Origin of the sequence: Bradyrhizobium sp. BEA-2-5, assembly GCF_032918025.1 — a bacterium.
Lineage (GTDB): Bacteria > Pseudomonadota > Alphaproteobacteria > Rhizobiales > Xanthobacteraceae > Bradyrhizobium > Bradyrhizobium pachyrhizi.
Map to the genome: position 1 here is coordinate 8,086,525 of NZ_CP136629.1, position 17,242 is coordinate 8,103,766.

The window sequence follows — 17,242 nt, forward strand, 5'->3', positions numbered from 1 at the left end:
AAGCGAAGCGCGACCCGTTTCGCCGGGACAGGGGGAGCGCGTAAGTTTCGTCGTCCCGGCGAAGGCCGGGAGGTAGATTCACATTCGAAGTGCAACACTTGAGCAAAGGCCTCGGCAGGCGTGCGGTAGTCAAGGCATTTGCGCGGGGTGTTGTTGTAGGCGGCGATGAACTGGCGGAATCTGGCGGTCGAGAGGGTTACGAGATCGGTCTTGCGGGGAATAAAGCGGCGCATCCTGCCGATAGCGTTCTCGATGCCGCCCTTCTGCCAGGGGGCGTGGGGATCGCAGAAGAAGGTCTCGATCGAGAGGCGGTGCAGCGCCAGGTGACCGGCGAACTCGGTGCCGTTGTCGAAGGTCACGGTCTGGCGCAGCTCCTGTGGCAGGGTCGCGAAGAAGCCCACGAGATGGCGGGCGACACCGCGCGCGACCTTGCTGGCAAGGCGGATGCCGAGCAGCAGACGCGAGGTGCGCTCGTGCACGGTCAGCACGGCCTGACCGTATTTCGAGAACATCATCAGGTCGGCCTCCCAGTGTCCGGGCACGCTGCGGTCGGCCACTTCGATCGGCCGATTTGCCAAGGAAACACGGCCTTCGATGAAGCTTGCGGGGCTGCCGCCCCTCTTGCCGCGGCGGCCGCGCTTGCTCTTGGCGCGCGGCAGATAGCGCCGCCAGTTGAAATCCGTGGTGCGCCTGAGTTGGGCATAGATGAAGCGGTAGATGGTCTCGTGCGAGATCACCTTGCGCCCGGACTCGCGGGCCAGCCGGCCGGCGACCTGCTCGGGCGACCAGCCCCGGCGAAGGCGTTCCAACACCGCGCGGCGCAGGCCGGGCTCCCGTTCGAGGCGTCCGCCCGTCCAGCGCCGCGCTCGCATCTGGTGCTGGGCATAGTTTGGCTTGTAGCCGACCTGGCTCCCCCGATTGCGCCTCAGTTCCCGAGAGACCGTTGATGGCGAGCGATCCAGAGCTGCCGCGATTTGCCGGACCGAGCTGCCATTGGCCGATAGGCAGGCAATCTCGCATCGGTCGTCCAGAGAGAGCTGCTTGTAAGTCCGCCCCATGGCAACACCTCCTCAAGGAAGTGTTGCACTTCGTTTGCGAACTCAGGGGACCCATAACCACCGCGCTCGGTTGGTTAAAGACGCTGCGGCCCCAGCCTGTTCTAACAATCACGCCCTGTGGTTATGGGTCCCGGCCTGCGCCGGGACGACAGTGGTGTTGCGGGCCGGCAGGTTGCCTTCATCGCCAGTGCAACAGCCGCGTCTCGAGCCAGCCGATCACCTTGCCCACTGCGAGCCCGAACACCGACAGGATCACCACGCCCGCGAGCAGCTGATCGGTCTGCATCAGATTTCCGGCCTGCAGCACGAAGGCGCCGATGCCGTATTGCGCGCCGATCATCTCGGCGCTGACGACGAGCAGCAGCGCCACGGAGGCGGTGATGCGGAAGCCGGCGAGGATCGCGGGCAGCGCGCCCGGCCAGATCACCTTGCGCACGATGGTGGCAAACGGAACGTTGAAGCTCTGCGCCATGCGGATGAGGTTGCGCGGCACCGCATCGACGCCGCTATAGACCGAGATCGCGGTCGAGAAGAAGACGCCGAGCGCAATGGTCGCGATCTTCGGCTCTTCGCCGATGCCGAGCCAGAGAATCAACAGCGGCAGCAGCGCGATCTTCGGAATCGGGAACAGCGCCGAGATGAAGGTGATGCCGACGCCGCGCGCCATGGTCGACAGCCCGATCGCGAAGCCGACGACGACGCCGGCGGCCGTGCCGATGAGCCAGCCGGTGCCGATCCGCATGATGGACCACGACAAGTGCTGCCACAGCGCGCCCGACATCGCGAGCTTGTAGATCGCGACAGCGATCGCAGACGGCGCCGGCAGGAACAGCGGGTTCACCCACCCTGCGCTGCCGGCGAGCTGCCAGACCGCGATCACAAGCGCGAGCGCGATCCAGCCGGCATGGCGGCTGCCGCCGGGGATAAAGCCGGCGCCGCGAAACGCGACCGGGCGCGTCGCCTCCGCCGATTGGTCTTTCGCTTCCCGCGGCGCGCGGTCAAGCATGCTGGACCTCGCGTTCGGCATCGATCGCCTCGTTGCGGATCAGCGACCACAGCTCACCCTGTAGCGCGGCCATCGGCCCGCGCGCATCCGTCGTGCCGCGCTCGGCGCGCGTCATCGGGATGGTCACGATTTCCCGGATCCGGCCGGGGCGGCGCGACAGCACCACGATGCGGTCGGCAAGCCGTGCGGCTTCTTCGAGATTGTGGGTGACGTAGACCGCGCCCATGCCGCCATCGGCGAGCAGGCGGACAAAGTCTTCCATCAGGAGCTCGCGGGTCTGCGAATCCAGGGCCGAGAGCGGCTCGTCCATCAGCAGGATCGCGGGCTTCACCGCAAGCGCGCGCGAGATGCCGACGCGCTGGCGCATGCCGCCGGAGAGCTGCTTGGGATAGGTGGTGCGGAAATCGGTCAGGCCGGTGCGGCGCAGCGCGTCCTCGATCACAGCCCGGCGCTCGCCGGCACTCAAGCCCGTATGCAACAACGGAAACGCGACATTCTCCTCCACCGTGGCCCAGGGCAGCAGCGCAAAATCCTGGAACACGAAGGTCAGCGGATTGAGACTGTCCGCCGGCGGTGCGCCCCGCAGCTCCGCCGCGCCGGAGCTCGGCTGCAGCAGCCCGCCCAGGACCGACAGCAGCGTGCTCTTGCCGCAACCCGAGGGCCCGACGATTGCCACCACCTCGCCGGCGCTGACGGTGAAGGAGACATCGTCGAGCACGGCGAGATCGCCGAAGCGATGGGAGATGTGGCTGGCGATCAGGTCCATTGTGCGTCACTCGCAATGGAGCTCGTCATTGCGAGGAGCGAAGCGACGAAGCAATCCATCCCTCCGCATATGTGGCGCGACTCTGGATTGCTTCGCTTCGCTCGCAATGACGGTTCGTTACGGCTCGACATCAATCCGCCTTCACGAATTCCTTGGCGATGATGGCATTCACGTCAAACCCCTTGTCGGCAAAGCCCTGCTCCTGGAGCCATTTGATCTGGTTGTCGACATTCTTGACGTCGAGCCTGCCGTCGGGATCGACATAGGCGCAATTGCCGACCACCTGCTCGACCGGCAGGTTGGTGTACTTCGCGATGATCTCCAGCAGCGGCTTGGTCTTGTCGTTGATCGGCGCGACACCGTCCTTCATCGCAGTCAGGATCACGTCGTGATATTCGTGGTCGGCACGGGTGAGCGCGGTGAGCAGCCTGGTCACCAGCGGTGCGTTGGCCAGCGTCTTCGGCGAGGCGAACACCGCCCCCAACTGCCACGGCGTCTCGTCGCCGACCCAGCCCAGGAACTTCGCGCCGCCTTCGTCCATCAGCTTTCGCGCCGTGGAGATCGGCAGCAGCGCCGCATCAACGGTCTCGCCCTTGAGCGCAGCCGCCGCATTCGACAGCGATTGCAGCGGCACGATCTTCACGTCGGCGAGCTTGAAGCCGTATTTGTCGGCGAGCAGGCCGAGCGAATAGTGAAAGCTCGATCCGACCTGCGTCACCGCCACACGCTTGCCGGCGAGATCCTTCGGGGTCTTCAGGCCGGCGGCATAGGCGTTGTTGCTGGCGAAATAGCCGATCAGGGGATAGCCGGGCTTCTCGCGGCTCATGCCGCCGATCACCTTCAGCACGCCCTTGCCGGCGAGATTGTAGAGGCCCGCGGTGAAGGCGGTGACGCCGAAATCGACATCGCCTGAGGTCGTCGCCACCGCGATCGGCTGCGCCGCGTCGAAGAATTTCAGCTCGACCTCCAGGCCGGCGTCGCGGAAATAGCCCTTGTCCTGCGCGATGAAAACGGGCGCGGAGGACGACAGGCGGAGCACGCCGATCTTGGCCTTCAGCACATCCTCGGCCCGCGCGAGACCGCTCGCGGCCCACACCAGGAGACCCGCGAGTGCGAGCCGCGCCCAACCCTTCATTGCCGTCCTCCGCTTACAATCCTGCAGGCACGGCCTGATCGCGGCCGATGAAAGCGCCCTGTATGCTGAGCTGTTGTTGCAACTTTTCGACGGAAATGTCGCGCGGAATCGTATTGCCCGACAGCGCCAGCGCGGCGGCGGAACCGGCAGCCTCGCCCATCACGAAACAGGCACCGGAGACCCGCGCCGCCGACTGGCCTTCGTGTGTCATCGAGGCACAACGGCCGGCGACCAGGAGATTGTCGACGCCTTGGGGTACCAGCATCCGGTAGGGCAGCTCGTTGTAGCCGCGGCTCTCCGGGATCGGCGGAAACTCGAAGATCACATCGCCCGGCACATGGGATTCCATCGGCCAGCCATTGACGCCGATGGAATCCTCGAACGAGGCGCAGCCGAGCACGTCCTCGCCTGACAGCATGTAGCCGCCGATCACACGCCGCGTCTCGCGGATGCCGAGCTGCGGCGGCAGATCGACGATGTAGGAATGCTCGAAGCCCGGCACCGTGCGCAGGAACTTGAACGCCTCGACCGCCTGGCGGCGGCCCTCGATCTCGCCGCGCGTCATGTCATCAGGATCAATACCGGAAATGGCGCCGCCATCGCTCCGCGTCACCTGCGTGAAATTCACTCGCCATTCGATCTGCGATTTCTGCGGCCGCACGATCGCCGACTTGCGCGGGAATGAGTGGGTGCCGGCCGCCTCGGCCTCAGCCATCAGCGCCGGGATGGTCCGCCAGGCCTCGCCCGCCTTCCCGGGATCGATGCCGTTGAGGCGGAGCATCATCGAGGGATAGAGCATGCCGCCCGCATTATCGCCGACCTCATGGGGCGCGCCGGCCCACACGGCGAGATCGCCATCGCCCGAGCAGTCGATGAAGATTTCTGATCGCACCGCCTGCCGGCCGGCCTTGGTCTCGACCATCAGCGCACGGATATGCGCGCCATCCATGACGACGCCGGCGCCGAGCGCGTGGAACAGGATGTCGACCTTGTGATGCGCGAGCAGATCGTCGGCTGCGATCTTGTAGGCCGCGGTGTCGTAGGCCTGCGCAAGGATCTTGCCGAGGATCAGATGCGGCGCGTTCAGCCCGCCGAGCCGGTCGATCCGCGCCAAGAGGTCGGAGGCGATACCCTGCACCACGCGGTGCATCTCGCCGAAGATGTTGGCGTGCAGGCCGCAGAAATTGGTGACGCCGGCCGCGGTGCCCATGCCGCCGAGGAAGCCGTAGCGCTCGATCAGCAGCGTCCGCCGTCCGGCACGTGCCGCGCCGACCGCTGCCGCGATGCCGGCCGGTCCGCCGCCAAGCACCACCACGTCATATTCGCCATAGACCGGGACCTGCCGCGCAGGCTCTTCGATCGTGCTCGCTCGCATCATTTCCGCCCTGAACAAAGTTGATTGGGCCAACTATGAATTGATGCATATTGCAGTACAATCCACTAAATTATGTAATCAGCTTTCGCGAATCGAGAAAGGCTCGAGCAAGGCAGATGGATACGCTGGTCAATCTCGAAGCCTTCCTCGCCACCGCCGATGCCGGCGGCTTCTCTGCCGCTGCGCGCAAGCTCAATGTCGCGACTTCCGTCGTCGCCAAGCGCGTCACCCAGCTCGAGGAGCGGATCGGCACCGCGCTGTTCCACCGCTCGACCCGCCAGTTGCGGCTGACCGAGGCCGGGCAGCAATATGTGCATCGCGCCCGCGGCGTGGTTGCCGATGTCGGCGATCTCTTGTCGCGGATGGGCGAGAAGCAGCGCGATCTGTCCGATCACCTGCGCATCAAGGCGCCGACCTCGCTGACGGTGGCGCGCCTCGCCGATGCCTTCACGATTTTCCAGAAGCAGAACGGAAGCGTGAAACTCGAGATCGTGCTGATCGATCGTCCGGTCGATCCCGTCACCGAGGGGTTTGACATCGCCATCGGCGCCTTCCCGCATTCCTTCGGCGGCGTGATCGACGAGCCGTTGTGCCGGCTGCCGCGCCTCGTGTGCGCCTCACCGGCCTATCTGAAGACGCACGGCATACCGAAGCATCCGCGCGACCTGGTCGATCATCGCTGCCTCAGCTTCCTGCCGACCGGACCGGAATGGCCGTTCGAGGGACCGCGCGGCCGCATCAATATCCAGGTCCGCGCGATTCTCTCTTCGAACGAAGGCCGCGTGCTGACGCAAAGCGCGATCGCCGGCAACGGCGTTGCGCTGCTCTCGCATTATCTGGTCGCGGACGCGCTGCGCGACGGCGCGTTGCAACCGGTACTCACCGACTTTCCGATCCCGGAATTGTGGGTCAAGGCCGCCGTTCCCGAGCGCCGCATCGATGCCGCCGCGGTGCAGGCGCTGCTGAAGACATTGAAAAAATCGCTGTCGCAGCCGCTGTGATGCGACGCCGGCCTTGCCGTTGGCATGCCGACCTGAGACAAGGACGCGAAAGGATCGCCCGCTTGAAACTCCCGATCTCAGTGTCGTTTGGTCTCATCATCGTTGCGACGCCCGCGGCGGCGATCGAGACCTGCCGCTTCATTGAGGCCAAGGCGGAGCGCGAGGCCTGCTACCATCGGCAAGAGCAGGAACTTGCGGCGAAGCGCAAGCCCGAGCCGCCGGTGACGCGGTCGAGCGAATCGAAGACCTTCGATCAGCTGCAGCTGATGCGCCGTGACGACGAAGAGGTCTATCGCAGCATGCGCGGCATCTGCCGCGGCTGCTGAGCCTACGCGCCGCCACCCCACCGGCCGGCGCGCTTCTCGGCGAAGGATGCAAGCCCTTCGGCAGCTTCCGCGGTCTGCCGCTTGGCCGAATGCAGCTGCACGAGCCGGGTGTAAGCGGCATCGTCCACCGCCATGCCGCCGAACGAGCTCTCCAGTGCGAGCTTCTTGGTCTCAGCCATCGCCTCGGGCCCGTTGGCGAGCAGTTGCTCGACGACCTTGGCGGCGACGCTGTCGAGCTCGGCTGATGGCACCACCTCGTGGACGAGGCCGATGCGGCGGGCGTCCTCGGCGCCGAAGCGCTCGCCGGTCAGCGCGTAGCGGCGGACCTGCCGGACGCCGATGGCGTCGCAGAGCTGCGGGATGATGATCGCCGCGGTCAGGCCCCAGCGCACTTCGGTGATCGAGAACAGGGCGTTGTCCGCGGCGATCACGACATCGCAGGCCGCGATCACGCCGGTGCCGCCGCCGAAGCAGCCGCCCTGCACCAGTGCGACGGTCGGGATCGGCAGCGTGTTGAGCCGCTGCACGGCCTCGAAGGTGGCCCGCGACGCCGCTTCGTTCGCTTCAGCCGATTGCGGCCGCACGCCGTTGATCCATTTGAGGTCGGCGCCGGCCTGAAAATGCCTGCCGTTGCCCCTGAGCACGACGACGCGCAGGTTCGGCTTTCTGCCGAGATCGTCCATGGCCGCGAGCACGCCGGCGATCAGCGCGCCGTCATAGGCGTTGTTGACCTCCGGCCGGTTCAACGTGACGGTCGCAACCCCACGCTCATCGAGAGTCCACAGGACGGGGCTGGCCGACATGACGTTGCTCCCTCGTTCGGCATTGCTGTTATCTTGTACGAGCCTTGCACTATGGCGAGAGCAGGCGCCTTGATCCATCACTTTCGGGCGCGCACGACCGCACCACGCGCATGACGGGTTGCGCGATGCCCCGCGCTTGTGGAAACTGACGGGGCACGTTGCGGAGAATTGTTCCAATCATGCGCATCTGCATTTTCGGCGCGGGCGCCGTCGGCAGCCACATTGCGGTCCGGCTGGCGCGCGCCGGCCACGAGGTCAGCTGCGTGATGCGGGGGGCGCATCTGGACGCGGTGAAGACCAGCGGACTGACGCTGAAGGTCGGCGATAGCAGCATCACCGCCAAGGTGAAGGCCTCAGCCGATCCTGCCGATCTGGGACCGCAAGACATCGTCATCAGCACGCTGAAGGCGACCGGCATCGGCGCGCTCGCAACCGGGCTGCCGCCGCTGCTTCAGCGCGACACGTCGATCGTGTTCGCGCAGAATGGCATTCCCTGGTGGTACGGCATCGGCCTGCCGCCGCGGCATCCTCAGATTCCCGATCTCGGCTTCCTCGATCCCGGCGGGCATTTGCGCAGCACCGTCCCGAAGGAGCGCATCATCGGCGGCGTGATCTTCTCCTCCAACGAGGTGATCGCGCCGGGCATCGTCGCGAACCTGTCGCCGGACCGCAACCGCCTCTTGATCGGTGAATGCGACGATCGGCAGAGCGAGCGCATCGCCACCCTGCGTGCGGCGCTCAACGACGCCGCGATCGAATCGCCCGAGGTCAAGCAGATCCGCGAGACGATCTGGTCGAAGCTCTTGACCAACATGTCGATGTCGGTGCTCTGCCTGCTGACCGGGCTGACCGCGCGCGGCGTCCGCGACGATCCTGACATGCAGGACGTGATCCCGCGCCTGCTCGACGAGGCCAACGCGGTGGCGACACACTACATTCCAGAGGTCAAGCGCGTCACCCGCAGCGGGCCGGCGCCGGACCACAAGCCGTCGATCCTGCAGGATTACGAACTCGGGCGCGCCATGGAGATCGATGTGCTGGTGCGCGCACCGGCGGCATTCGCCCGCGCGGCCGCCATTTCGACCCCGATGCTCGACCTGATGGCCGCGCTCGCGATCCAGAAGGCGCGTGACAAGCGCCTGTATCAGGGCTGACAATCCGGCCCACCACATAACAAGCAGGGACATCGAACCATGCAAGTCAAGGACAAGGTCTGCGTCGTCACCGGCGGCGCGAGCGGGATCGGCGAAGCAGTGGCGCGGGCCTATGCGGACGCCGGTGCTCGCGGCGTCGTGGTCGCCGATCTCAAGACCTCGCGCGATCGGCTCGCGAGCGTCGCCGGCGATATCGACGGCCTCGCCGTCACCGCCGATGTCGGGCTCGAGGAGGACATCAAGGCGCTGATCGCCGCGGCCGAGGACAAATATGGCCCGGTCGACGTGTTCTTCTCCAATGCCGGGCTCTCGCGCAAGGGACAGGAGGCCGCCTCCGATGCCGACTGGGACGTGAGCTGGCGCGTGCATGTGATGAGCCACGTGTTCGCGGCGCGCGCGCTGGTGCCCGGCATGCTCGCGCGCGGCTCCGGCTATCTCATCAACACCGCATCCGCCGCGGGGCTATTGGCCTCGCTGAACTCGATGCCTTACGGCGTGACCAAGAACGCCGCGGTCGCGCTCGCCGAGCATCTCGCCATCCAGTATGGCGATCGCGGCATCCGTGTCTCCGTGCTCTGTCCGCAATCGGTGCAGACGGGCATGACGACGCCGGGCCCGAGTGCCGCGCGCGTCGACGGCGTGCTGCAGCCGGGCGAGGTCGCGCGCATGGTGATCGAGGCGATGGCCGAGGAGCGCTTCCTGATTCTCTCGCATCCGCAGGTGCAGGAATACATGCAGCGCAAGGTCACCAATCGCGAGCGCTGGCTGTCCGGCATGCGCCGCCTGCGCGACCGGATCTATGGCGGGGCGGCGTCAGGCTGACCGCGGCGCAAATTTCTCCAGCAGGCCGGAATAGGCCTTGGCCGCGGGCGACGCGTAAGCACCGCGACGCGACGTCGTGAGCTTGAGGCCGGCAAGCGCTTCCGCCTGCTTCACCGCAGCGGCCACGCCGTCGACCACAGGCACGCCGAATTGCACCGACAGCTCATGGGCAAGGTCGGCCATGCCGGCGCAGCCGAGCACGATTGCGTCGGCGCCCTTGTCGAGCGCTCGCGCGATCTCGGCCTCCAGCTTGGCCTTGGCGCCCGAGCCCGGCTTCTCGAAATCGAGCACCGCGACGTCGCAGGCGGTGACCACGGCGCGGTCGGCAAAGCCGTAGCGGCGCACCAGTTCCTCGAGCGGCACGATCGAACGCGGCAGCGTGGTGACGATGCCGATGCGCTTGGCGATCTGCCCGGCGGTGACCAGCGCCGCCTCGCAGATCCCGACCACCGGATAGCGCGCCGCCGACCGCGCGACATCCAACCCGGTGTCGTCGAAACATGCGACGATGCCGGCATCGGCATCGGGCGTCTTCAGCAGCGCCTCGATCAGCCCGGGAACGGCGAAGGCCTCGTCATAGAAGCCTTCGATCGAGGCCGGTCCCATCGCAGATGTGACGGCGACGATCTCGGTGCCCGGCGCGGCCACCGCTTGCGCCGCGGCCGCGATGGTCGCGGTCATCGACGCGGTGGTGTTGGGATTGACGATCAGGATCCTGGTCATGTGCCGAGATTAGTAGCCCGGATGGAGCGGAGCGCAATCCGGGACGGTGTCACAGGGCGGCAAAGCCGGCCTGCTTACGCATGCTTCGCCACCCAGGCCGCGAAGGCGTCGAGCACCTCGGCCATCACCTCGCGGTCGCTGCGGCCGGATCGCTTGAGGACATGGAAGGAGTGGTCGGCCTCCTGCACCAGATGCAGCGTCGCGCAATGACTCAACCCCTTCACCGCGGGCTCGAGCAGGTCGAGCTCGGCCAGCGCATCGCGCGTGCCCTGCAGGAACAGCATCGGGACCTCGACCTCGGCGAGATGCTTGGCCCGCTCGCTCGACGGCTTGCCGGCGGGATGCAGCGGAAAGCCGAGAAACACCAACCCGCGCACGCCGGCGAGCGGCGCCTTGGCCTGTGCCTGCGAGGTCATGCGTCCGCCGAACGACTTGCCGCCGGCGAACAGCGGCAGTTCGCCGCAATGACGCGCGGCCTCCGCCACCGCGGCACGCACCGTTGCCTGCGCGACGGCGGGCGGATCGGGCCGCTTGCTGCCCTTCTCCATGTAGGGAAACTGATAGCGCAATGTCGCGATGCCGCGCTCCGCCAGGCCCTCCGCAATCGCGGCCATCGAGGGATGCGTCATGCCGGCGCCGGCGCCATGGGCAAACACATAGGCGCTACGAGCCTGCGCCGGCCGCAGCAGCAGCGCGGACACCGTGCCGTGGTTCGAGACCGTGATCGTGAGCGGCTGCGCGCCTGACGTGTTCAAGATGACATCTCGAAGAATTGTTGCGCCGTCGTTTCTAGCCGCTGGCCTCGATGCGCGCAAATGCCGCCGCGGAGGGAACGCCGCAAGTGAACTGGCTCACAGCCAATCAACATTTCCGTTGTTAGACCAAGCGCCGCCACTGTAGGATGGCGCACACAGCATCACACGCTTAACGCGAACTCGTTTTTCGGCGAATTTTAACATCTCATCCATATCACGCGCGAGTACCGCGAACTGGGGGAACGGGGCATGCCTCGCAAGACGATATTCGTCATCGGACTGTTGATTGTCGCCGGCGTCCTCTATTTCAAGGACGATATCGAGACGGTGGCGAGCGGCTTCCGCGTCAAGGTCGTCGACTACCAGCCGCCGGCAAAGACGGTGTGGCTGGATCAGAATGTCAGCGCGGAGCGGCTGCGCTGGTTCTATCACGCCGACCAGGGCACACGGACCTTCGGCATTCCCCATGAATGGTTCGTGGCGCTGGAGCAGCCGACGGTCTGGCCGCTGTTCACCGCGGCGCCGCGACTCAGCGAGACCAATTATCTCGGCCGCTTCGGCTTTATTCCCGACACGGTGATTCCGGGCAAACCCGATGCGCTGCCGATCGGCTTCGCGCAGGGCGGCCCGATGGCCGATGCCAACGGCGCGCCGTGGCGCAATCCGCACAGCAAGGCGGACATGACCGGCGTCGGCCTGACCTGCGCCGCCTGCCACACCGGCAGCTTCAGCTATCGCGGCACCGAGATCGTGATCGACGGCGGGCCGGCCAACACCAATCTGTTCGAATTCCAGAAGAGCGTCGGCGTCTCGCTGCTGCTGACGCGGTTCTGGCCGGGGCGCTTCTCGCGCTTTGCCGACGAGATCCTCGGCAAGGACGCCAGCCTCGACGAGCGCATGGCGCTGCGCGGGCAGCTCGACCTCGTGCTGAAGCAATACGCCAACATCAATTCGCTGGAGAACAAGGTCGCCGCCAACAGCGTCGAGGAAGGCTATGCGCGGCTCGACGCGCTGAACCGGATCGGCAATCAGGTGTTCTCGATCGATCTGAACAACCCGAACAACTACGCCTCGCATTCGGCGCCGGTGCATTTCCCGCGGATCTGGAACGCGCCATGGTTCAGCTGGGTGCAATATGACGGCTCGATCATGCAGCCGATGGTGCGCAACGCCGGCGAGGCGCTCGGCGTCAGCGCCGAGCTCAACCTGCTCGACGAGTCCAAGGGACTTTACAAATCGAGCGCGCGGATCGACGTGCTGCACGAGATGGAGCGGATGATCGCCGGCGAGCCGCCCAGCGAGGACAAGGGTTTTGGCGGACTGGCGTCGCCGAAATGGCCGGAGAACATCCTGCCGCCGATCAACATGGATCTCGCGAAGAAGGGCGGCGAGCTCTACAAGACGCATTGCCAGGGCTGCCACGGCCCGGCGATCGACAGCAAGGCGCTGCCCGCGAGCGAAGCCTTTGCGCTGTTCAAGGACAAGAAGCGCTGGACCAGGAACGAGGCCGGCCAGCCGCTGCTCGACGTCGAGATGATTCCGATCAGCCATATCGGCACCGACAGCGCGCAGGCCGAGGGCCTCGCGCACCGCACCGTCGAGACCCCGGCCAATCTCAACATCAAGGACGGCAGTTTCGGTCCGGCGCTCGGCGATCTCGTCGAGAAGACCGTCGACTATTGGTACGACCAGAACAAGACCCCGCCGGAAGATCGCAAGCGCATCAACGGCTACCGGCCGAACGAGATCCAGGCGCCGCTCGCCTACAAGGTCCGGCCGCTCAACGGCATCTGGGCGACCCCGCCCTATCTGCACAACGGCTCGGTCCCGACCATCTACGCACTGCTGTCGCCGGTGAAGGATCGTCCCGCAACCTTCTATCTCGGCAGCCGGGAGTATGATCCCAAGGATCTCGGCTATGCCTGGAAGGACAAGATCAAGAACGCCTTCATGCTCGACACCACCAAGCGCGGCAACGGCAATTCCGGCCACGAATTCTCCAACGAGAAGCGCACCGGCGTGATCGGGCCCGAGCTGAAGGAAGACGAACGCCGCGCCCTGATCGAGTTCATCAAGACGCTGTAGGCCCCGAAGGGACTGCGCCCCCTCTCCCGCGCGCGGGGAGGGCAATCGCATATGGCCGTTTGAGGCAATCGGAGTTCCCACAAACTCGTCATGCCCGGGCTTGTCCCGGGCATCCACGTCTTCGTCTCCACGCAAAGAAAAGACGTAGATGGCCGGGACAAGCCCGGCCATGACGGCGCGGAAGAATCGGTTCAATCCATATGCGATTGCCCTGCCGCTTGCGGGGAGAGGTCGGATCGCATCGCAAGATGCGATCCGGGCGAAGGGGTACAGGTCTCGCAACTCGCACCGCCTGGCCGAGAGAGCCCCTCACCCCACCCCCTAAGAGCGAGCTTCGCTCGTCTCGACCCGCAAGCGGGAGAGTGAACTGAGTTTGCGGACAGAATACTGCACATCCTCCGTGTCGGCTGATGTCCTCGCCAACAGCGGCTGTCCTTCAACTCTTCGGCACCGGCTGCCGGCGCGCCGGGCGGGTCATGGCCTCGAGCTCGAGCAGCTGGTTGAGCTGCGCCTCGGTCAGCAGCTTTTCCTCCAGCACGATGTCGGCGACCGAGCGGTTCTCCTTGAGCGCACGGCGCGCCACGCGCGATGAGGCCTCATAGCCGAGCGACGGCGCCAGCGCCGTGATCAGGCCGATCGAGCCCTGCACCAGGCTGCGGCAACGCTCGCGATCGGCCTCGATGCCGTCGACGCAACGCTTGGTCAGCGTATCGACCGCCGCCGTCAGCATGCGCAGCGAGCTCAAGACGCAATAGCCGATGGTCGGCTCGAACGCGTTGAGCTGCAACTGGCCACCTTCGGCGCACATCGTGACCGTGAGGTCGTGCCCGATCACCAGGAATGCCACCTGGTTGACCACTTCTGGAATAACAGGATTGACCTTGCCGGGCATGATCGAGGAGCCTGCCTGCACCGCCGGCAGGCGGATTTCGCCGATGCCGGTGCGCGGCCCGGACGACAGCAGCCGCAGGTCGTTGCAGATCTTGGACAGCTTGACCGCGACGCGCTTGAGCACGCCGGAAAACAGCACGAAGGCGCCGAGATCGGACGTCGCCTCGATCAGGTTGGAGGCAAGCACCATCGGCTGGCCGGACAGCCGCGACAATTCCTCGACCGCGAGCGCCGCATAGCGCGGATCGGCATTGATGCCGGTGCCGATCGCGGTGGCGCCGAGATTGACCTCGCGGAACAGCGCGGAAATCTCGTTCAGGCGCGCGACGTCCTCCTTCACGGTCACGTGGAAGGCGTCGAATTCCTGGCCGAGCGTCATCGGCACCGCATCCTGAAGCTGGGTCCGCCCCATCTTCAACACGTCGGCGAACTCCACCGCCTTGCCCTTGAGGGAGTAGGCGAGATCGTCCAGCGCGCGCACCAGCGGCTGGGTGGCGAAGATCACCGCGAGCCGCAGCGCGGTCGGATAAGCATCGTTGGTCGACTGCGCCATGTTGACGTCGTCGTTCGGATGCAGCGCGTGATAGTCGCCCGGTTTGCGCCCCATCAGCCGCAGTGCGAGGTTCGCGATCACCTCGTTGGCGTTCATGTTGGTGGAGGTGCCGGCGCCGCCCTGGATCGCGTCGACGACGAAGGATTCGGCATAGACCTTTTCGGTCGCAATCCGGGTGCAGGCGGCCTCGATCGCATCCGCCTTCTCCGGTGCGAGATAGCCGAGCCGCTTGTTGGCGCGCGCGGCGGCCTGCTTCACCAGCGCCAGCGCGCGGACGAATTCCGGGAAGTGCCCGACCGGCACGCCGGTGATCGGAAAGTTCATCACCGCGCGCTTGGTATGAATGCCCCACAGCGCATTGGCCGGCACATCGTCCTCGCCGAGCAGATCGTGCTCGGTGCGGGACTGCGCCTGCTCGATCGGCACGGTGCGGACGGTCGCGACCGCGAGCTGGCTGGGGCCGCCGCTCTCGCCGGAGGGGGACGCGGCAGCTGCAGCGTTGGCGGTCTCAACCTTCGATTCGGCCATGGTAGCTCCGTTACCTCACGCAGATCGTGTCGTCAGCGACGCCGGCCATGATGCGCCCCGCGGGCGTCGAAAGCCAATGCCTATCGGCAGAGTCTTGCACACCGGCGAGCGGAGGGACGCGGAAAAGCAGTATTGGCGCGCGCCGAACCGGGAGATTAAGGGCTTTGCCTTATCCGTCATGATAACAACAACTTATAGCTCGATATCGCGGCTCGCTTCGCGATTGATGCGGCTGCTTTCTCCGCCCCGTCGTCGCGTGCTAGACGAGCATCGACTGGCGCAAGGGCGCCGCCGACACTGAACGAACCAAGGACCAAAGCCGTGTCCAACAACAACGAAGCGATCACCATCAAATTCCGCTGCCCGGCGGAGCTCGAGGGCAAGATTCCGCCGCCGATGCCTGCGTCGTTGGGGCTTCCCGGATGGCTCAAGGCGATGCCGACGCAGGCCTTCAATACGATGAGCAATCGCGAAGAGGATACCGTCAAGCGTTGCCCGCCATTCGTCGATGCGATGACATCGGGTTTCCTGTTGCCGCTGATCTGCGATCTCAAGGTCGAGAATGGCGCGATCACTTGGGACAACAACCTTCCGGCCGGCGGCGCGCTCGAATTCCCGCGCTCGCCGGTCGGCTTCCACGACGAAAGCCAGGTGGTCGGCTCGCCGCTGTTCGAGCCCGACCGCTTCGTCATCAAGTTCGTCAATCTGTGGACCATCGAGGCGCCGCCGGGCTACTCGCTGTTCTTCACGCATCCGGTCAACCGGTTCGACCTGCCGTTCACCACGCTGACCGGCATGGTCGATTGCGATCTGTTTCACGACAGCTGGGTTCATTTCCCGGCACGCTGGCACGACACCAGTTTCAACGGCGTGTTGCCAAAGGGCACGCCGGTTGCGCAGTGCTTCCCGGTGAAGCGCGAAAACTGGGTCGCGCAGACCGCGGCGATGACGCCGGATGAAACATCGCGCGCCCAGGAACTGACCAACAGGATGGCCCGCGAGTCCGGACTCTATCGGCGGCAATTCCGGACGTAGAGCGGGCGCGCGAAGCTCAGCTGCGGCCTCCTCCGTCATTGCGAACTACCCGATGGGGGGCTCCGCAACCACCGCCGTCGCCCTGGCGAAAGCCAGGACCCATAGCCACCGTCTTCGATGATGAACGGGATCGCGGACCGGTGTCGCTCAACAGTTGAGATTTGGGGTAATGGGTCCTGGCTTTCGCCAGGACGACACCGAATATGTGGCACGATCCTGAGCCAGTTCGGTGTCATCACCCGCGCATGCGCGCATGCGGGTGATCCAGTATTCCAGAGACGCTTGTGCTTGAGCGCAGAGGCCGCGGCTTATCCCGGCTGTCGTCCCGGCCCCCGTGCGCAATTGCTCACTAGGCCGGGACGACGGTGCACCGGCGGCCGCTCTCGATTCTTGTTTTGACGCGTTAGCGCGAACCGGTGTTCGCTTCGCTCGAAAACGCTTTAGCTCAGAAATTCCGCAAAGGCGCTGCGACGGAAGAAGAAGCGGCCGTGCGATGACATGATCAGCGCGGCGGTCGTGCGGCCGATCATTTGCGGCCGGCCGCGCAATGCGAGACGCAGATTGGCCTCGCCGGCCGCGCGGTCGCCCATTTCCAGAAGACTGGCGGAGAAGCTGAGACGCGTCAGCGGGTCGTCGGGGCGCTGCGCCACCACCTGGCGGTAAAGATCCGCCGCGGCAGCATATTCGCCATCGAGCAGCAGCACACGCGCGAGCGCGGCGAGAACATCGGGATGTCCCGGCGCCGCGTTGCGCAGCTTCTCCAGAATCTCGCGCGCCCGGCCGCGCTCATTGCGCTGGGGCAGCAGCTGCGCCAGCAGCAGCTGAAACTCGAGGCTCCCCGGCGCGAGAACCAGCGCGCTCTCGATGACGGCAACCGCCTCGTCGATCCGGCCGGCCGAGTGCAACTGCCCCGCCAGGGCCTGGAATGCGGGCAGGTACGGCGGCCGCCGCGCGGTGGTTCGCCGCAGCACATCGATCGCCTCGCTGCCGCGACCGGCGCCGCCGAGCGCCGCGCCGAGCAGGGTCTCGAGGCCGGGATCCTCGACGCGGCGCACGGCGCGCTCGAGCGGTGCGATCGCTTCCTCGTTGCGGTTCTGGATCATCAGCGCCCGTGCCAGGATCGAGGCCGCGCCGACATCGCTCCGGTTTGCCTTCAAGACCTCCGCCGCCAGCCGCTCGGCTTCGACGACCTGTCCCATCTGCAATGCGACCACGGCGCGTTGCAG

15 protein-coding genes and 1 pseudogene are annotated in these 17,242 nt (G+C 65.9%); 6 read left to right on the plus strand and 10 right to left on the minus strand.

Annotated features, from left to right (window positions below):
• Nucleotides 1-197: 197 nt before the first annotated feature.
• The 5 genes and pseudogenes from RX327_RS37770 to RX327_RS37790 form a co-directional block, all read right to left on the minus strand.
• A pseudogene (locus RX327_RS37770) lies at nt 198-1,058 on the minus strand (IS30 family transposase); the annotation flags it as partial.
• 178 nt (nt 1,059-1,236) lie between these two features.
• A complete protein-coding gene (locus RX327_RS37775) occupies nt 1,237-2,064 on the minus strand; it encodes an ABC transporter permease (RefSeq protein WP_317248920.1) in 828 nt (275 codons plus the stop codon).
• On the minus strand, nt 2,057-2,830 hold the full coding sequence (locus tag RX327_RS37780; protein WP_317248921.1) for an ABC transporter ATP-binding protein: 774 nt from the start codon (nt 2,828-2,830) through the stop codon (nt 2,057-2,059). The genes RX327_RS37775 and RX327_RS37780 overlap by 8 nt, the downstream gene beginning before the upstream one ends.
• 130 nt (nt 2,831-2,960) lie before the next feature.
• Nucleotides 2,961-3,965 carry an ABC transporter substrate-binding protein gene (locus tag RX327_RS37785; protein WP_317248922.1) on the minus strand — a complete coding sequence of 335 codons (1,005 nt, stop codon included), beginning with the start codon at nt 3,963-3,965 and terminating at the stop codon, nt 2,961-2,963.
• A 13-nt stretch (nt 3,966-3,978) separates the two neighbouring features.
• Nucleotides 3,979-5,340 carry an FAD-dependent oxidoreductase gene (locus RX327_RS37790; RefSeq protein WP_317248923.1) on the minus strand — a complete coding sequence of 454 codons (1,362 nt, stop codon included), beginning with the start codon at nt 5,338-5,340 and terminating at the stop codon, nt 3,979-3,981.
• A 116-nt stretch (nt 5,341-5,456) separates the two neighbouring features.
• Between RX327_RS37790 and RX327_RS37795 the strand changes: the two genes are divergently transcribed.
• A complete protein-coding gene (locus RX327_RS37795) occupies nt 5,457-6,341 on the plus strand; it encodes a LysR family transcriptional regulator (RefSeq protein ID WP_317248924.1) in 885 nt (294 codons plus the stop codon).
• A gap of 62 nt (nt 6,342-6,403) precedes the next feature.
• Nucleotides 6,404-6,667 carry a hypothetical protein gene (locus RX327_RS37800; RefSeq protein WP_038377750.1) on the plus strand — a complete coding sequence of 88 codons (264 nt, stop codon included), beginning with the start codon at nt 6,404-6,406 and terminating at the stop codon, nt 6,665-6,667.
• Between the two features lie 2 nt (nt 6,668-6,669).
• Here the strand turns inward: RX327_RS37800 and RX327_RS37805 are convergent, their stop codons facing one another.
• A complete protein-coding gene (locus RX327_RS37805; RefSeq protein WP_317248925.1) occupies nt 6,670-7,470 on the minus strand; it encodes an enoyl-CoA hydratase-related protein in 801 nt (266 codons plus the stop codon).
• 179 nt (nt 7,471-7,649) lie between these two features.
• Here RX327_RS37805 and RX327_RS37810 point away from each other — a divergent pair, with 179 nt between their 5' ends.
• The gene (locus tag RX327_RS37810) at nt 7,650-8,624 is read left to right on the plus strand and encodes a 2-dehydropantoate 2-reductase (protein WP_317248926.1); all 975 of its coding nucleotides are present in this window, start codon (nt 7,650-7,652) and stop codon (nt 8,622-8,624) included.
• Nucleotides 8,625-8,663: 39 nt separating this feature from the next.
• Nucleotides 8,664-9,446 carry an SDR family oxidoreductase gene (locus tag RX327_RS37815; protein WP_028336246.1) on the plus strand — a complete coding sequence of 261 codons (783 nt, stop codon included), beginning with the start codon at nt 8,664-8,666 and terminating at the stop codon, nt 9,444-9,446.
• On the opposite strand, the gene RX327_RS37820 is transcribed toward RX327_RS37815, so the two are convergent.
• On the minus strand, nt 9,438-10,169 hold the full coding sequence (locus RX327_RS37820) for an aspartate/glutamate racemase family protein (protein ID WP_050382380.1): 732 nt from the start codon (nt 10,167-10,169) through the stop codon (nt 9,438-9,440). The genes RX327_RS37815 and RX327_RS37820 overlap by 9 nt on opposite strands.
• A 74-nt stretch (nt 10,170-10,243) precedes the next feature.
• On the minus strand, nt 10,244-10,924 hold the full coding sequence (locus RX327_RS37825) for an alpha/beta family hydrolase (protein ID WP_050382379.1): 681 nt from the start codon (nt 10,922-10,924) through the stop codon (nt 10,244-10,246).
• 249 nt (nt 10,925-11,173) lie between these two features.
• On the opposite strand from RX327_RS37825, the gene RX327_RS37830 reads away from it, so the two are divergent.
• Nucleotides 11,174-13,009, plus strand: a complete 1,836-nt coding sequence (locus tag RX327_RS37830) for a c-type cytochrome (RefSeq protein WP_050382378.1) — start codon at nt 11,174-11,176, stop codon at nt 13,007-13,009.
• 436 nt (nt 13,010-13,445) lie between these two features.
• On the opposite strand, the gene RX327_RS37835 is transcribed toward RX327_RS37830, so the two are convergent.
• Nucleotides 13,446-14,981 (minus strand): aspartate ammonia-lyase, encoded by a 1,536-nt coding sequence (locus RX327_RS37835; RefSeq protein ID WP_317248927.1) that lies wholly within the window; start codon nt 14,979-14,981, stop codon nt 13,446-13,448.
• A gap of 321 nt (nt 14,982-15,302) precedes the next feature.
• Between RX327_RS37835 and RX327_RS37840 the strand changes: the two genes are divergently transcribed.
• Entirely contained in the window at nt 15,303-16,016 is a 714-nt protein-coding gene (locus RX327_RS37840; RefSeq protein WP_317248928.1) for a hypothetical protein, read from the plus strand.
• 440 nt (nt 16,017-16,456) lie between these two features.
• On the opposite strand, the gene RX327_RS37845 is transcribed toward RX327_RS37840, so the two are convergent.
• Nucleotides 16,457-17,215 carry a tetratricopeptide repeat protein gene (locus tag RX327_RS37845; protein ID WP_050387713.1) on the minus strand — a complete coding sequence of 253 codons (759 nt, stop codon included), beginning with the start codon at nt 17,213-17,215 and terminating at the stop codon, nt 16,457-16,459.
• Between the last annotated feature and the right edge of the window lie 27 nt (nt 17,216-17,242).

Excerpts from the sequence above, each read along its gene's own strand:
- RX327_RS37775 (WP_317248920.1), bottom strand. The coding sequence starts at position 2,064 with ATGCTTGACCGCGCGCCGCGGGAAGCGAAAGACCAATCGGCGGAGGCG.
- RX327_RS37780 (WP_317248921.1), bottom strand. The coding sequence starts at position 2,830 with ATGGACCTGATCGCCAGCCACATCTCCCATCGCTTCGGCGATCTCGCC.
- RX327_RS37785 (WP_317248922.1), bottom strand. The coding sequence starts at position 3,965 with ATGAAGGGTTGGGCGCGGCTCGCACTCGCGGGTCTCCTGGTGTGGGCC.
- RX327_RS37790 (WP_317248923.1), bottom strand. The coding sequence starts at position 5,340 with ATGCGAGCGAGCACGATCGAAGAGCCTGCGCGGCAGGTCCCGGTCTAT.
- RX327_RS37795 (WP_317248924.1), top strand. The coding sequence starts at position 5,457 with ATGGATACGCTGGTCAATCTCGAAGCCTTCCTCGCCACCGCCGATGCC.
- RX327_RS37805 (WP_317248925.1), bottom strand. The coding sequence starts at position 7,470 with ATGTCGGCCAGCCCCGTCCTGTGGACTCTCGATGAGCGTGGGGTTGCG.
- RX327_RS37810 (WP_317248926.1), top strand. The coding sequence starts at position 7,650 with ATGCGCATCTGCATTTTCGGCGCGGGCGCCGTCGGCAGCCACATTGCG.
- RX327_RS37815 (WP_028336246.1), top strand. The coding sequence starts at position 8,664 with ATGCAAGTCAAGGACAAGGTCTGCGTCGTCACCGGCGGCGCGAGCGGG.
- RX327_RS37820 (WP_050382380.1), bottom strand. The coding sequence starts at position 10,169 with ATGACCAGGATCCTGATCGTCAATCCCAACACCACCGCGTCGATGACC.
- RX327_RS37830 (WP_050382378.1), top strand. The coding sequence starts at position 11,174 with ATGCCTCGCAAGACGATATTCGTCATCGGACTGTTGATTGTCGCCGGC.
- RX327_RS37835 (WP_317248927.1), bottom strand. The coding sequence starts at position 14,981 with ATGGCCGAATCGAAGGTTGAGACCGCCAACGCTGCAGCTGCCGCGTCC.
- RX327_RS37845 (WP_050387713.1), bottom strand. The coding sequence starts at position 17,215 with ATGGGACAGGTCGTCGAAGCCGAGCGGCTGGCGGCGGAGGTCTTGAAG.